The organism is Rhodocytophaga rosea (assembly GCF_010119975.1).
Lineage (GTDB): Bacteria > Bacteroidota > Bacteroidia > Cytophagales > 172606-1 > Rhodocytophaga > Rhodocytophaga rosea.
The window spans coordinates 2,658,822-2,672,909 of record NZ_CP048222.1 but is presented as its reverse complement, the minus strand read 5'-3'; the positions used below and the strand labels follow the sequence as shown (position 1 = coordinate 2,672,909).

The window sequence follows — 14,088 nt, the reverse complement described above, 5'->3', positions numbered from 1 at the left end:
CGATGAAGAATAGTACTAAAAATGGGTAATTATTTAAGAGGGGATTTAAATATAACTTTTTTTATATTTTATTGAAGTAATAAAGCATACTTATATATGTCAAGTAGCTTAAATAATATGTAGATTGTTGTATATTATTCGTATAAATGTCATTAATTGAATTACGTGGTATGCAAATTTATAAAATTAAAGTTAGTATGGAGTAAAAATTTATAAAAACTTTATTGTACTATTATTAGCATATTGAATACTAAATTATCGAAAAAGACAAATAAAATTTATACCTCTAATAATATAAAACCATTAGTTAACAGCATATTTTAATATGACTGAGTTATTTATATTTACTTGAAATGACTATCATTCCAGAAGTACGCTACCAAAATAAAGGTATATATATTAATTAAACTTACAGGGTAGTTTTCGTAAAATAGTATCATTTTTAGCTACAAATGTTAAGCCAGCTTTCTTCGATTTCTATATTAATTTTATTGGTTTATTAAATAATGTTTGCTCAATTTGGCAGATAGTATTTAGATATATATGATAAAGAAAGTCAAAGAATAGCTTCGAAGAAACTGACGGTTGTCTTTACCTGTTCAATAATATTTAGTTAGCTTAATTAATATGAAAATTCTTTCTGCCAGTCACATTAGAGACTTAGATAAGTATACCATTCAGAATGAACCTATATCTTCTTTAGAATTGATGGAGCGAGCCTCTTTATCTTTTGTAGAGTGGCTTATAAATAAGTTTGATAAAATTAATAAAACAATTGTATTCTGCGCTATAGGAAATAATGGGGGAGATGGGCTTGCCATCTCCAGGTTGCTTTTAGAAAGAGAATATCAGGTACAAACCTTTATTTTGCACGATGCAAAAAGTAACCCTACAGATGTTGAAATTAATCTCAAACGCTTAAAAAAAATTATCTTAGTTCAGGATATTTATAATGAAACTGATATTCCTGATATTGATTCGGATTCAATTGTGATTGATGCCATATTTGGTTCGGGATTAAGCCGGCCAATAACTGGGATTGCTGCTCAGGTAGTACATTCTATAAATCAGTCAAAGGCAACAGTTGTAGCGGTTGATATACCTTCTGGCTTGTATGTAGATACTTATAACCCGAATACTACTATTATTGAGGCAGATTTTACGGTGTCTTTTCAACTGCCTAAGTTATCGTTTTTGCTCCCTCAAAATGCTAGGTATGTTGGCGAATGGCATATAACAGATATTGGTCTACATGCCGACGCTATCGAAAAAGCACGGACTTCTTATTATTATACGGATGCCTCGATTGTCAAATCTTTGGTTAAAAAAAGAGATAAATTTTCACACAAAGGCACATTCGGCCATGCTTTACTTGTTGGAGGAAGTTATGGTAAAATGGGAGCTGCCATACTAGCTACAAGATCTTGTTTGCGGAGCGGGATAGGTTTGCTAAGTATTCATATTCCTGCCTGTGGATATGAAATTCTGCAAACTTCGGCGCCTGAAGCCATGGCTATGGTGGACAAAGAAGAGAAACTGATTAGTGATATAGATATTCCGGATCTTACTAAATATACGGCTATTGGAATTGGCCCAGGAATTGGAACCGCATCTCAAACAGCAGAGGGATTTAAAAGGTTATTGGAACAAGCCAGTAAACCACTAGTTATAGATGCGGATGGACTTAACCTGCTTTCTGAACATAAAGAATGGCTAACGCTTCTTCCGGAAGAGAGTATTCTCACACCACATCCAAAAGAATTCGAACGGCTAGCTGGTAAAACGGCTAACGAATACGAAAGGCTAGATGTGTTGAAGAAATTTTGTTCAGATTATAAAGTTAATGTTGTACTGAAAGGAGCGCACACGGCAGTAGCAAATGCTGTAGGAGATATTTATTTTAATTCTACTGGCAATCCTGGAATGGCTACTGGTGGTTCTGGTGATGTGTTAACAGGTATTATTACTTCCTTAGTAGCACAAAGCTATCAGCCTTTTAAAGCAGCAGTTTTAGGTGTATATTTTCATGGACTGGCTGGAGATAAAGCGGCTGCCAGCAAAGGATATACTGCCTTAATTGCCTCTGATATTATAGATTGTTTACCGCAAGCTTTTATCGAGTTCGGATTATAGCTTTTGTGAACAGTTTACTCGAGTTCAAACTGTAATTTCACCAGGTTGTGATACAATCCTTCTTCCACTTTCACCAGTTCTTCATGCGTACCTGATTCTATAATTTTTCCTTCACTGATAACATAAATATGATCTACCTTACGGATGGTAGCTAACCGGTGTGCAATAATGATAGTAGTTCGCCCGGCCATTAGTGTATCTAATGCTTCTTGTACAAGTTTTTCAGACTCGGCATCTAATGAACTGGTAGCTTCATCCAGAATCAGAATAGCAGGGTCTTTTAGAATGGCTCTGGCAATGGCAATTCGTTGTCTTTGTCCGCCGGAAAGTTTTACACCTCTTTCTCCAACAAGCGTTTCCATCCCTTCCGGAAAAGACATAATAAAATCCAGGGCATTTGCTTTACGGGCGGCTTGTATAATTTCTTCATCGGTAGCGCTGGGTTTGCCATATGCAATATTTTCCCGGATCGTACCACCAAATAAAATGACATCCTGCGGTACAATCCCAATATTCTGGCGGTAAGATAAAATATCGTATTGACGAATATCTTTTCCATCTACACTGATGTAGCCTCTATCAGTGGCATAGTATCTCAATAATAACTGTACAATTGTAGATTTGCCAGCACCGCTATAACCTACCAAAGCTATTTTTTGTCCGGCTCCTATATGGAATGAGATGCTTTTCAATACATCTATATCTTGCCGGGTAGGGTAGGCGAACGTAATATCATGAAAAGTAATGTCGCCGTAAATATTCAATGGCGCCCTTTCTACTACTGGCTGAGGATTTACAACTTCAGAACCTTCTTTTAAAATATCCCTAATGCGTTCAGAGGCCCCAATGGATTTTTGCAACTGCGCATATAAATCACCCATTCCACCTACAGCACCGCCAATAAAAGCTGTATAAATAACGAAAGCTGTAAGTTCACCGGAAGTAATCAGGTTTTGTTCAAGCAAGGTAGCGCCATACCACAATACACCTATAATACCTCCAAAAATGGCCAAGATTATAAATGAAGTAAAACCCCCTCTATATTTTGCTGCCCTTAATGCATTAAAAATGACTTTCTGTAAGGCATTGTCATAGCGTTTAATTTCGAGGTACTCATTCGTAAAAGCTTTCACTACATGAATAGATTGCAAAGTTTCTTCCACTACTACATTGGCATTCGCTAATTCATCTTGTGCTTTGCGTGAGAGTTTGCGGATAAACCTGCCAAATAATACAGCTCCAATAACCAGTACAGGAAAAGTGGATAGCATAAAAATGGTGAGACTGGGAAATAGCGCGAAAATAATGGTGATACCCACAACCAGCGTAATTAACTGGCGTACTAATTCAGCCAAAGTAAAAGAAAGCACATCCTGTAACTGAGTAATATCGGAAGTAAGCCGGCTGGTAAGTTCTCCAACCCGGCGTTGCTCGAAGAAGGATAAGGGCAGGGTTACAATTTTACTATACACGGCAATACGTATATCCCGCATGGCCCGTTCACTGACTTTAGAGAAAAGCAATACCCGGCAGAAAGAAAATATACTTTGCACAACAAATACAATAGCCAATGCCCCGGCAATCTGCCCGATAGAATAATTAATTTTTCCCTCAGCTGCATCAATCAGCATACCTGCAAATCTGGGAAATATTAAAGTGGTAAGTGAAGAAAGTATTAATAGAATAAGTCCGGCAATGAATAACGTTTTGTAAGGGAGTACAAACCGGAAAATTTCTAATGCCTCTTGTAACGACTTTTTGGTGATTTTTACTTTTTTTGATTCTTCGTCCCCGCTTTGCTGCCGGTAACCGGATTGCCTTCTCGCCATAAAAATGTATTGATTGTATTATAAAAATAGATGAGTAACTCCGCCAATCATCTGCTTCTCTGATAGTCGACTTTGTAAGCAGAATATTTTAGCATGTATCTACCCATCATTTATTAACTTTTTCCTTTATATTTTGATTGCGTAAAGATACGCTGGGCATCCTGATTCTTCATTAAATTCTGCAAATTAGGTTTTTCTTCCTGCATATATGCTTTCACAATTTCCCAGCCTAACCACCTACCAATAGCTCCTGGCGCTTTCGACCCAATTTCTGCTGTATAAGGCCGTTCATCTACATATTTAATCTTTATAAAATGACTGGTCTCATATAATAGCTTCTTTTCAATAAAATGTCCCCATATCACGTTCCGGTTGGTATCAGATTCAGCCAGTTGATCGCCTGTATAACCAATAATTAAACTATCATGTTTGGATGGCATCATATATTTAGTGAATTCGAATGCCTTTCCATAAAATATCATTTCTCCCAGTAGTGTACGGTCAGCAGGATTAATCAGATTATATTTTTTTGATAATAATAGAATAACTGAGGGAACAATGTATTCTTTGCGATAGCGTTTCAGTACATACTGTGGAAATTGAGGACGGTAAGTGGCACTGTCACCCAGAAAAAAATCCAGACTAATGATGATCAGGCTATCTGATACATACATATCATTCGCCAGGCCAGTGACGACTGTCTGAATTTGAGGGACTTTGAAATCAGGATAGTAGTACTTAATGTGTTTAAAGGCATCGGTAAATTCTTGTTCCAGATAACGCAAGTCGGCAAACTCCTCCCGGGTTTCGTTGAGTAATACATGAATGCTTGTATCAGTAACCAGTTGATATACGCTATTTACTAGTAACGAATCGTGTGGGTACTGCTCAGCTTGCAAAAACTGTTTAGTGAAAACCTGGTTATTGTCTAGAAAATTTTTGACTGATTCTTTAGATTGTAACGAAAACAATTCCTGTTCCAGGCGTTTAATTTTTACTTTCACATCAATTGCTGATGTGTCAATTTCCTTGTCAGATCTGCTTGTACAGGCTGAAAACAGGGTAATTACAAAAAAAATATAAATCAATTGTTTCATTTCAACCGTTTAACTTAACTTGGGCGCAATAAATTACAAAACTATGAAAAAAATCGCATTACTTGCTTTATTCTGCGGCCTGTCATTCGCAGGCTTTTCTCAGGTAAAATTGGGCTTACGCCTTGCCCCTAATATCTCCTTTAATGGTGTAAATAGCGAAGGCAGTTATAACAATGTTACCAATGAAGGTTCTGGTTTACGATTTAGTGCCGGCCCGATTGCTGATTTTTATTTTGCTGATAATTATGCTTTTAGTACCGGTTTGTGGTATACGGTGAAAAGGGTAGGATTGAGTGGTTTTGCTTTTACTGGCGAACCTTCTAATAGTTTATATAATATACAATATTTACAAGTGCCTGTGAGCCTTAAGCTATATACCAATGAAGTGGCGGTGGATACACGGGTGTATTTTCAACTGGGCGGTACACTGGATTTTAAAATCGCAGAAAAATATAAGGAAGAGAATGATAATTTTTTGTATAAATATTCAGTAATCAGCGACAAAAAAGTGTTTAAACCAATAGATGCAGGCATTTTATTAGGCGCAGGAGTAGAACTGATTATGGGCGAAAATACCACTGTTTTTGGAGGTCTTAATTACAACCGGGGACTTGTTAATTCTATTGGTGGGGTGGAATACAATGGGAGTAAAGTTAATAATGACTTGTCGGTAAGAAATAGCTATGTATCCATAGAAATTGGATTGAAATTTTAAGGCAACCTTCAATTCACCCTTATATCTAATACCGAATAGTATAAAGAACCTTCCATAGATGTTATATGTTGATCAAGTATGGGAAGAGTAACCAAAACTGAGCTCATCGAGAGTGCCGAGCAGTTGCTGAAGATGAGCAAAAAAATAGCCCATCCGCTAGCCGGAGCCAGACTGCGGGCTTTTTACCTCTACAAGAGTGGGCAGGCTAAAGCGTATGGACAAATAGCTGCTGCCGTAGGCTATGAGCGTCATGCAGTGGGCCAGTGGTTCCGGCTTTACAAACAGAAAGGGCTGCAAGCCTGTCTTCAGATAGATCCGGGCGGCCACAAAAGGGCATCACAGATTGCAGGTAAAGTACTTGAGCAGTTGAAGGCAAAGCTTGCTGATCCAAACAACTATTTTACTTCTTATAAGCAAATCCATGAGTGGTTGCACACGGCGCATGGCATTGATCTGAGCTATGAGCATGTACATTGGTTTGTCCACCGACAGCTGGGGGCAAAGCTGAAAGTGGTTAGAAAGAGCAACCTGAAAAAGGATCTAGCCTATGAGCAGAAGTATAAAAAAAACTAAACTTGGTGCTCACTTTCCTCTTACAGCGCTACTATGCTCCTTTGGCTGCCAAAGGGGTAGTCAGCCATTGGAAGGTGTACTATCAGGATGAGAGCCGCTTTGGTTTGATGACTGTTTTGAGAAGAGCCATCACCCTTGCCGGCATAAAACCGGTAGGAGCCTATCAGCACCGCTTCATCTACCGCTACTGCTATGGATTGGTAGAACCGCTGACAGGAGATCACTTCTTTATTACTGCCCCACAGGTTAACACGCTTTACTTTGAGTATATGCTTGAGGAGTTTAGCCGCCATCAACCGCAAGTGTTCAAGTTTATCTTTGTAGACAAAGCAGGCTATCACCGGGCAAAAGCCTTGCAAGTGCCCCAAAATATCCGCCTGGTGTATTTACCTTCTTCCAACCCTGAACTCAATCCGGTCGAAAGGCTGTGGGGGGATATGAAAAACAAAGTAGCTTTTCACAACTTCAGCCATGAACAAGAACTGGAAGCCTGGATCACTAATACGGCTAAAAGTTATGGGCAAAGACAGATCGCCTCTCTAACCGGATACCCTTACATTTTAGAAGCCATCAGCAAGATTACAACCTCTATGGAATAGCCTTCGCCCTATTTGGTATAACTAGTTAAGTATATAAAGTTTACACAAACAAAAGCCCCTAAATTTAAATTTAGGGGCTTTTGTTTGTGTAAAAAGATACTATATGCTATTCTGCATTGCTCCGACCTGGAGAAGTACGGTTTCCTGTTGGCTTGCCCGGACTTGAAATATCTATGGTTTGTCCACCAGACTGGCTGTGTTGATTTTCTTCCTCTTCCTGCTGCTTGGCTATATTCACGGCTACCAGAGCTACGCCACAGGCGACAATACCTACTGCCAGAATAAGTTGCGGTGTACTTAATTTTTTGCTGAATTTCAGCAGCAAAGTACCGGCATCTCTTAATAGTTCAGGAAGTTTTTCGTGATTGCCACGATATAAATGAAGTGCATTTTCGAAAGTTTTAGATATGTCTTGTGGATTGATATTCAATCCTCCGTTCTGAAAATCGTTCATAACTTGTTTTTGGTTAAATGTCAATTATTCTTTAATGTGTTCTGTTTAACGGAATCTATGGTCTGGGGTTTCTGGATTATGACCTTATTATTATAGCGATCGATGAAATTATAACTTTAACAGAGTAAGCGGAAAATATTGGAACTGCCAGGAAGATTGATTCTGAATATTTAACTCTTTCCTTGATTTATTATATACCTGATATCTTCCTATCAATCTGTAAAATTTTGAAATCAGTAATACTTGCCAACTGATGGACTTTTACTGCGTATAACTGATTATTATACACCTTTCAGCGCTTACTGATGGCGCTTTAGAAACTGGAGGAAAAACAATGTTACAATCAAAAGAACTAACTAAATATGTATACCAAGATTATCATGTAGCTCCGGGAGTCACAGGTTTGAAAATCGTATTTGTAAATGTATATCTGGCAAGTGAACCAGGCAGTAACTCATGGGTACTGATAGACGCCGGACTCAAAGGGTCGGCAGGTAGAATTAAAAAGGCAGCAGAAGCCCAGTTTGGTGCAGGTAGCCGCCCTGAAGCTATTCTGTTAACCCATGGACATTTCGACCATGTAGGCGCTTTGATCGAACTCGCCGAAGAATGGGATGTTCCGGTATATGCACATCCACTCGAAATGCCTTATCTTACCGGGCTGTCATCCTATCCGCCACCAGATCCAACAGTAGGAGGCGGTGCTATGGCTTTTTTATCATGGATGTATCCCAAAGGCCCGATTGATATCAGTAGCAGAATCCATCCCTATCCGGAAGATGGCTCTGTACCTGGCTTGCCTGGCTGGCGGTTAATCCATACACCCGGACATACAGCAGGACATGTTTCTTTTTTCCGTGAAAGCGATAGGATGCTTATTGCCGGAGATGCTTTCGTTACCAGAAAATCTGAATCTGCACTGGCACTCATTACAGACAAGCAAGAAGTGCATGGACCACCAGCCTATTTTACTAGCGACTGGCGTGCTGCCCAATGGACTGTTGAAAAGTTAGCAAGTCTGCAACCAGCAGTTGCAGCTACTGGGCATGGAGTACCCATGCAAGGCAGGTTGTTGCAACTGGAACTGGAAACTCTGGCAAGAAATTTTGGCCGGCTGGCTGTACCTTCTCAAGGAAGATATGTTCCGGTTCCGGCAGAAACAGACGAAAATGGTATTGTATCTTTGCCTGCTCCGGTAGTAGGCAGGTTGCCAAAAATGTTATTGGGCGTGGGTCTGGCTGCTTTGGCAGGTGCAGCTTTAATTACTTATTTACAGTTGCAGCATCAATCTTTTAATAAACAGGCATACAGATGATTGCGAACTTTTTAACGGTGTTTTCGTAAAGTCCCTATTAAACCAAAGCAGTTTTGATTTTTATACAATAATTTTTTAATTTCAGAGTTTGCTTTAAAGCCATCTGCCAGGTAACAGCAGTGGTTAAAATTGTTACATGTACAACCCTTAAAACCAACTTAAAACTTTTATGAAATTAGCTTTGATAACTTTTCTTGCTGGATTATTATTCGCAGGAGGCCTTGCCGTGTATACGAAAGAGGACATTGTAAAAGATTACGGTAAAATGTTTACGGCCAAAGTAGCAGCAACTGGTGAGCAAAAAGTTGTAAAAAAGAGTTTGAAGAAATTACCTGATACTCATTTTTTAGCCGAACTGGTGAATACGAATCCCAGGATGGTAGCTTACCTGGCAGAAAATGCTACTGCCATTGATGAAACCAAGTTGAATGAACTAACTGCAGATCCTGCTGCATTGGATAAGTTTTATGTAGAAGCCCTGAAAAAGGATTCTACCTTTACCAATGTCTTTGTAGAACTGGTTGCTCATTATCTGGCTTCTAAAAAAAGCGAGATCAAAGGTGTAACGCTTGAAAAAGACACTGTCACCCTGGACCAGCTGACTGGTATTGCCTCTAAATTCTTCCATGCTGATGCCGTTCGTCCGGATGGAAATATTGGCTGGAAGATAGGTTCTGGTATCACTGGAATGGCTGAAATGCAGGAAGTAAAACACCCGATTGCTGAAGCTTTCTGTTATACAGCCGTTGTGGAGAATTATCCGAAAGCAGCTACTGGCATTCAGAATGACTTTAACACAGGGGCTGCCCAGGTGCAAGGTGAACAAAAAGTAGTAGCTGGTAGTGTAGCTGATACAACTTTAGTTGCTGTGCGCAAAGGAGTAAATGCGTATATGGCGAAAAGTGAATCGTTGAAGAAAGTATTACAAGCAGAATACGATAAAAAGAAAGCGTTCCTGAATTTTGTAGTGCAGTAAATAGAAGTGAATTACAATAAATGAAGAAAGCCACAGTAAATAATTGCTGTGGCTTTCTTTTTTTCTAACTTGAGAGTTATGTATGTATAACAACCAGCAAAGCCAGAATATTGCATGCTTGAAAAATAGTTTGATAATTTTCCAGATTATTTTACTTTCAATTTATGAAAACACGATACATCTATGAACTATCGGTTATTCCGATTGGAACTTTAAACACCATCCGCAAAAAAGAACCCCATTTTGCGTATTTCTCAAACCTGAAAAAAACAATAGAATGCCTTACTTCGGTATTGGCGATGAACGGCTGGCCAGTTGCCATTAATTATTCTTCAGTATACCGAAGTTTGCAGAACCGGGGAAAGTTCACCAAAGATTTTGAAATTGGAGGGAATAAGGTGTTTAAGGTACTTATTTCAGCAAAAGAATTAAATCCGGCATTAACTACGCTAGGCATAGAAGAAATGCCCTTTACTAAAGTAAAAGGAAATAATGCCAAGAAATGAGTTTTTGATTTTTTATGTTAAATTAATAAGTATATTATTAATACACAGCCACCATTAAATCTCACCTGTTATGACGGACCTGAGCGAAATAATTTCTGCCAGTAATACTGATATGGACGTTATCCGGAAACTGCTGCAGGATAATGGCTTACCTGTAAGCGATGTAAATCTGGAGAATACTTATTTTTTTGCGGCCTATCTTAATGGGCGAATTATTGGAAGTATTGGTCTGCAAGTGATGGGCTCTGTTGCTTTACTTCGTTCTATGGTGGTAGAAGACAGATACCGAAATCTGCAAGTAGGCAAACAATTATATGAGAAAGTGATGGAGTTAGCTGTAGAAAAACAAATACAGGAGGTTTTTTTGATTACTACTACAGCTCAAGCCTATTTTGGTGAAAAAGGGTTTGAAGTAATAGCCAGAGAGCAGGTTCCTGAACTTATTCAGCAAACCACACAATTCAGTAAAACCTGCCCGGGTTCCGGAATTGTCATGCATAAACTTATTTCCAAACATGCATTTGTGGTAAAAAAATAATTCCTATTTCAATCCGTAATGCGCTAATTCGCTCACTAAGCAGCCACTTTTGAAAGCAGCCTTACATTTTATGTTGTCAATCCACAGGGCTTTCCTTACTTTTGAGCCATGCAAGACCGATATATGAAGCGGGGTGTCTCTGCTTCTAAAGAAGACGTACATCAGGCCATCCGCACCTTAGACAAAGGACTATTTCCCAAAGCATTCTGCAAGATTGTGCCCGACCTTCTGGGAGGCGATCCGGAATATTGCAACATTATGCATGCCGATGGAGCCGGTACCAAGTCATCGTTAGCCTACATGTACTGGAAAGAAACCGGAGATGTATCTGTCTGGAAGGGAATCGCTCAGGATGCTATTATCATGAATGTTGATGACCTGCTTTGCGTAGGCGCTATTGATAATATTCTGCTTTCTTCTACAATTGGACGCAATAAAAATTTAATTCCCGGAGATGTGATTGCAGCTATTATTAATGGTACGGAGGAAGTATTACAACTATTACGGGAGCATGGCATTGGTATTTACAGTACTGGCGGTGAAACGGCAGATGTGGGTGACCTGGTGCGTACCATTATTGTAGATAGTACGGTAACTGCCCGAATGAAACGTACTGATGTAATAAGCAATGACCGTATCCAGCCCGGAGATGTAATTGTGGGGTTTGCTTCTTCCGGACAAGCAACTTACGAGAATGAATACAATGGAGGCATGGGCAGCAATGGACTTACTTCCGCCCGGCACGATGTATTCCGTAAAATATTGGCACAGAAATATCCGGAAAGCTACGATCCTATGGTTCCGGAACATCTGGTGTATGCAGGTACCCGTAACCTGACAGAACCTGTACATGGTGTTGCTCTGGATGCCGGAAAACTTGTATTATCTCCCACCAGAACGTATGCACCTATTGTAAAAGAAATACTACAGCTATACCGGCAACCTATTCATGGCATGGTACATTGCAGTGGTGGTGCCCAAACTAAGGTGCTACATTTTGTAGAAGATTTGCACATTGTAAAAGATAATTTGTTCGAAACTCCTCCGCTTTTCAAGTTGATCCAGCAGGAGAGCCTAACACCCTGGCAGGAAATGTACAAAGTATTCAATATGGGCCACCGGATGGAAATTTATATCGAAGAAAAATATGCCCAGGATTTGATAGCCATTTCAACATCGTTTAATGTACCAGCGCAGATTGTCGGACATGTAGAATCATCTGACCAGAAAAAGCTTACCATCCGAAGTGAATATGGAGAGTTCGTATATTAAATAGGAGTTAAGTGCCGCTAATTAGTGGGAATTGGTAGAAGGTAGAAATCTTAGTAATTTATTTCTGCCCATCATTATAGAGTATATATAACCCTTGCTTGCCTGCAACTATGATATCTTTTCGCCCGGTACCACGCAAATCAGTTAGGCTGAAGTAAATACCTGTGCCTACCGCTTCACCCAACTTGCCATAATTGATAATATTTTTAACAAATGAGTTGCCATTCCAGGTAAAATAATACAAACCTATGGGGTCGTTTGCACCAGGATCGTTATGATTATGTGCCCGGTACCGTTTGCCTGTAACCAGCTCTTCTTTACCATCGCCGGTTATATCAGTCCATATCATGGCATGATACTGAGAATTCAAAGAATCAATGGTATATTTTTTCCAGCTGCGGTTCTTCTTCTCCAGCACCTGCTGATACCAGTGTAAACCATATCCATGTCCCTGGCCTACAATCATATCGGCTAATCCATCTTTGTTTACATCGGTTATAATAACAGGTACACTGGCTGTTCCCAAATCAAATTCCGGGTGAAATATCCATTTTTCAGTTTTCCAGTTCTTTGGTGCTTCAAGCCAGCCGGTGGGCAGAATAAAATCACCCCGGCCATCTTTATTAACGTCTCCAAAGCCAAGACCATGTCCTTGCTTATCATAAATTTGTGTTTTCGAAAACATACCTAAAGGTTTCCCACCAGCATCTTTTTGCAATTGGTAAATGACCAGAGGTTTATTAGGTGTATTGGGTATAATTTCAGGAAATCCATCTCCATCTACATCCCAGGAACGGGTAGTTTCTACATTTCCGCATTCGGCAATCACATGTTCTGTCCATTGTTTATCATTGCCGGGATTTTGCCGCCACACAATCGTACCTCCAAACCAACCACCAGTTACAAAATCAGTCAGATTGTCGCCATTTACATCCATAGGTATGGTTGAAAAATCATCATAATATTCTTCATGCCGCTTTACTTCGCCTATATAGTGCCGCTTAAAAAAATCCGGACCTTCGTACCAGAAAGCACCCGAAACAAGATCTGCCTGTTTGTCGCCATTTACATCAAATACATCTACAGATTCATAGCTTTCTGCAGCAATCATTTGTTTGGAAAATTTCAGGGTAGAAGTTGATTGCCCCATGCAGGCTACATAACAAGCAATTGTTGCGAAGAATAAAAAAAACCTTTTCACTTTAGTATAGGTTGTAGGTTAAAATACAGATGACTCACAAATTAGACATTTCTTTAAAAAGTAAAATTATTTATCAATAAAAAGAAAAAATAAAAACTATAATGCAAGGTATTCCTTTACCTACAATTGGGTTATAAGAGCCATTTGATTTGGAACATAAGTATATTTTAAGCTAATAAACAACTATTATTCTTGTAAATGATACATGGGCAGAAACCAAAAGATTGCAGCATACGTTGCACAAAAACCATTAATTATGCTATTTTTGTAAAGCTTTTGTATTTAAGCAGGTTGCTATAACCCTATGAAGCTATCAATAGGATGTTGAAAAGAGTTGTAAATACTAACCGTCCGCATAAAGAAACCATACCTCTGCTAAGAAGATGTATCGGCTTTATACTGCTGATCGGTTTTATCAATACAATGGTCTTTCCCACTCATTCTATTGTTCACTATTATGTGAAATCCGCTTCTTTGCAATGCACTTCTCCCTCAAATGCTAATCTTGTTGAATATATCGTAGAGGACTATTTAGATATAACAAATCCTGCTGCAGATGCACAAGATACAGATGTGTATGATATGGAAATGTCTCTGGAAGATGTTGATTTTATACACCACAATGGTATTGTTTTATTTGATGAACCCATTCAGGTAGAACCTATTTACAATATTTTTGAAGATTACCGCCTCTTTAATTCTTATCTGACTCAAACTACTCCTCCGCCCGAAGCATAGCTTTATTACTAGTTCAGGTTGCTGTTGCCTATTCTTTTGTGATGCCATATGAATGCTATATTAATAAGCACAAACAAATACGGAAGACCTACTTAAAGACTGATACTGGTTGTAGAGGGAATGGCTATTTTGGAAAATATAT

The 14,088-nt window shown here is 39.0% G+C and carries 14 protein-coding genes; 10 read left to right on the top strand and 4 right to left on the bottom strand.

What is annotated here, in order from left to right:
- Positions 1 to 627: 627 nt before the first annotated feature.
- Positions 628 to 2,133 (top strand): NAD(P)H-hydrate dehydratase, encoded by a 1,506-nt coding sequence (locus tag GXP67_RS11205; RefSeq protein WP_162443208.1) that lies wholly within the window; start codon positions 628 to 630, stop codon positions 2,131 to 2,133.
- A gap of 14 nt (positions 2,134 to 2,147) precedes the next feature.
- On the opposite strand, the gene GXP67_RS11200 is transcribed toward GXP67_RS11205, so the two are convergent.
- Both GXP67_RS11200 and gldB read right to left on the bottom strand, forming a co-directional pair.
- Entirely contained in the window at positions 2,148 to 3,962 is a 1,815-nt protein-coding gene (locus GXP67_RS11200) for an ABC transporter ATP-binding protein (RefSeq protein WP_162443207.1), read from the bottom strand.
- Between the two features lie 113 nt (positions 3,963 to 4,075).
- On the bottom strand, positions 4,076 to 5,059 hold the full coding sequence (gene gldB / locus GXP67_RS11195; RefSeq protein WP_162443206.1) for a gliding motility lipoprotein GldB: 984 nt from the start codon (positions 5,057 to 5,059) through the stop codon (positions 4,076 to 4,078).
- 43 nt (positions 5,060 to 5,102) lie between these two features.
- Between gldB and GXP67_RS11190 the strand changes: the two genes are divergently transcribed.
- The 3 genes from GXP67_RS11190 (at position 5,103) to GXP67_RS11180 (ending at position 6,946) form a co-directional block, all read left to right on the top strand.
- Positions 5,103 to 5,774 (top strand): porin family protein, encoded by a 672-nt coding sequence (locus GXP67_RS11190; protein WP_162443205.1) that lies wholly within the window; start codon positions 5,103 to 5,105, stop codon positions 5,772 to 5,774.
- A gap of 78 nt (positions 5,775 to 5,852) precedes the next feature.
- A complete protein-coding gene (locus tag GXP67_RS11185) occupies positions 5,853 to 6,347 on the top strand; it encodes a helix-turn-helix domain-containing protein (RefSeq protein WP_162441766.1) in 495 nt (164 codons plus the stop codon).
- Positions 6,348 to 6,352: 5 nt separating this feature from the next.
- Complete coding sequence (locus GXP67_RS11180) at positions 6,353 to 6,946, top strand: IS630 family transposase (protein ID WP_162441765.1); 594 nt, start codon at positions 6,353 to 6,355, stop codon at positions 6,944 to 6,946.
- 106 nt (positions 6,947 to 7,052) lie between these two features.
- Here GXP67_RS11180 and GXP67_RS11175 read toward each other — a convergent pair whose 3' ends face one another.
- Positions 7,053 to 7,400, bottom strand: coding sequence for a hypothetical protein (locus tag GXP67_RS11175; RefSeq protein WP_162443204.1), 348 nt, complete (start codon positions 7,398 to 7,400; stop codon positions 7,053 to 7,055).
- 334 nt (positions 7,401 to 7,734) lie between these two features.
- Here GXP67_RS11175 and GXP67_RS11170 point away from each other — a divergent pair, with 334 nt between their 5' ends.
- The 5 genes from GXP67_RS11170 (at position 7,735) to GXP67_RS11150 (ending at position 12,007) form a co-directional block, all read left to right on the top strand.
- Positions 7,735 to 8,715, top strand: a complete 981-nt coding sequence (locus GXP67_RS11170) for an MBL fold metallo-hydrolase (protein ID WP_162443203.1) — start codon at positions 7,735 to 7,737, stop codon at positions 8,713 to 8,715.
- Between the two features lie 169 nt (positions 8,716 to 8,884).
- The gene (locus tag GXP67_RS11165; RefSeq protein WP_162443202.1) at positions 8,885 to 9,691 is read left to right on the top strand and encodes a hypothetical protein; all 807 of its coding nucleotides are present in this window, start codon (positions 8,885 to 8,887) and stop codon (positions 9,689 to 9,691) included.
- Between the two features lie 164 nt (positions 9,692 to 9,855).
- A complete protein-coding gene (locus GXP67_RS11160; RefSeq protein WP_162443201.1) occupies positions 9,856 to 10,197 on the top strand; it encodes a hypothetical protein in 342 nt (113 codons plus the stop codon).
- Positions 10,198 to 10,267: 70 nt separating this feature from the next.
- On the top strand, positions 10,268 to 10,735 hold the full coding sequence (gene arsN2, locus GXP67_RS11155) for an arsenic resistance N-acetyltransferase ArsN2 (protein ID WP_162443200.1): 468 nt from the start codon (positions 10,268 to 10,270) through the stop codon (positions 10,733 to 10,735).
- A 108-nt stretch (positions 10,736 to 10,843) separates the two neighbouring features.
- On the top strand, positions 10,844 to 12,007 hold the full coding sequence (locus GXP67_RS11150; RefSeq protein WP_162443199.1) for an AIR synthase related protein: 1,164 nt from the start codon (positions 10,844 to 10,846) through the stop codon (positions 12,005 to 12,007).
- Positions 12,008 to 12,065: 58 nt separating this feature from the next.
- Here the strand turns inward: GXP67_RS11150 and GXP67_RS11145 are convergent, their stop codons facing one another.
- Positions 12,066 to 13,208, bottom strand: coding sequence for an FG-GAP repeat domain-containing protein (locus GXP67_RS11145; RefSeq protein WP_232065127.1), 1,143 nt, complete (start codon positions 13,206 to 13,208; stop codon positions 12,066 to 12,068).
- 321 nt (positions 13,209 to 13,529) lie between these two features.
- On the opposite strand from GXP67_RS11145, the gene GXP67_RS11140 reads away from it, so the two are divergent.
- Positions 13,530 to 13,946, top strand: a complete 417-nt coding sequence (locus GXP67_RS11140; RefSeq protein ID WP_162443198.1) for a hypothetical protein — start codon at positions 13,530 to 13,532, stop codon at positions 13,944 to 13,946.
- The last annotated feature ends 142 nt before the right edge of the window (positions 13,947 to 14,088 follow it).

Excerpts from the sequence above, each read along its gene's own strand:
- GXP67_RS11205 (WP_162443208.1), top strand. The coding sequence starts at position 628 with ATGAAAATTCTTTCTGCCAGTCACATTAGAGACTTAGATAAGTATACC.
- GXP67_RS11185 (WP_162441766.1), top strand. The coding sequence starts at position 5,853 with ATGGGAAGAGTAACCAAAACTGAGCTCATCGAGAGTGCCGAGCAGTTG.
- GXP67_RS11175 (WP_162443204.1), bottom strand. The coding sequence starts at position 7,400 with ATGAACGATTTTCAGAACGGAGGATTGAATATCAATCCACAAGACATA.
- GXP67_RS11170 (WP_162443203.1), top strand. The coding sequence starts at position 7,735 with ATGTTACAATCAAAAGAACTAACTAAATATGTATACCAAGATTATCAT.
- GXP67_RS11160 (WP_162443201.1), top strand. The coding sequence starts at position 9,856 with ATGAAAACACGATACATCTATGAACTATCGGTTATTCCGATTGGAACT.
- GXP67_RS11165 (WP_162443202.1), top strand. The coding sequence starts at position 8,885 with ATGAAATTAGCTTTGATAACTTTTCTTGCTGGATTATTATTCGCAGGA.
- GXP67_RS11150 (WP_162443199.1), top strand. The coding sequence starts at position 10,844 with ATGCAAGACCGATATATGAAGCGGGGTGTCTCTGCTTCTAAAGAAGAC.
- GXP67_RS11190 (WP_162443205.1), top strand. The coding sequence starts at position 5,103 with ATGAAAAAAATCGCATTACTTGCTTTATTCTGCGGCCTGTCATTCGCA.
- GXP67_RS11200 (WP_162443207.1), bottom strand. The coding sequence starts at position 3,962 with ATGGCGAGAAGGCAATCCGGTTACCGGCAGCAAAGCGGGGACGAAGAA.
- GXP67_RS11140 (WP_162443198.1), top strand. The coding sequence starts at position 13,530 with ATGTTGAAAAGAGTTGTAAATACTAACCGTCCGCATAAAGAAACCATA.
- gldB (WP_162443206.1), bottom strand. The coding sequence starts at position 5,059 with ATGAAACAATTGATTTATATTTTTTTTGTAATTACCCTGTTTTCAGCC.
- arsN2 (WP_162443200.1), top strand. The coding sequence starts at position 10,268 with ATGACGGACCTGAGCGAAATAATTTCTGCCAGTAATACTGATATGGAC.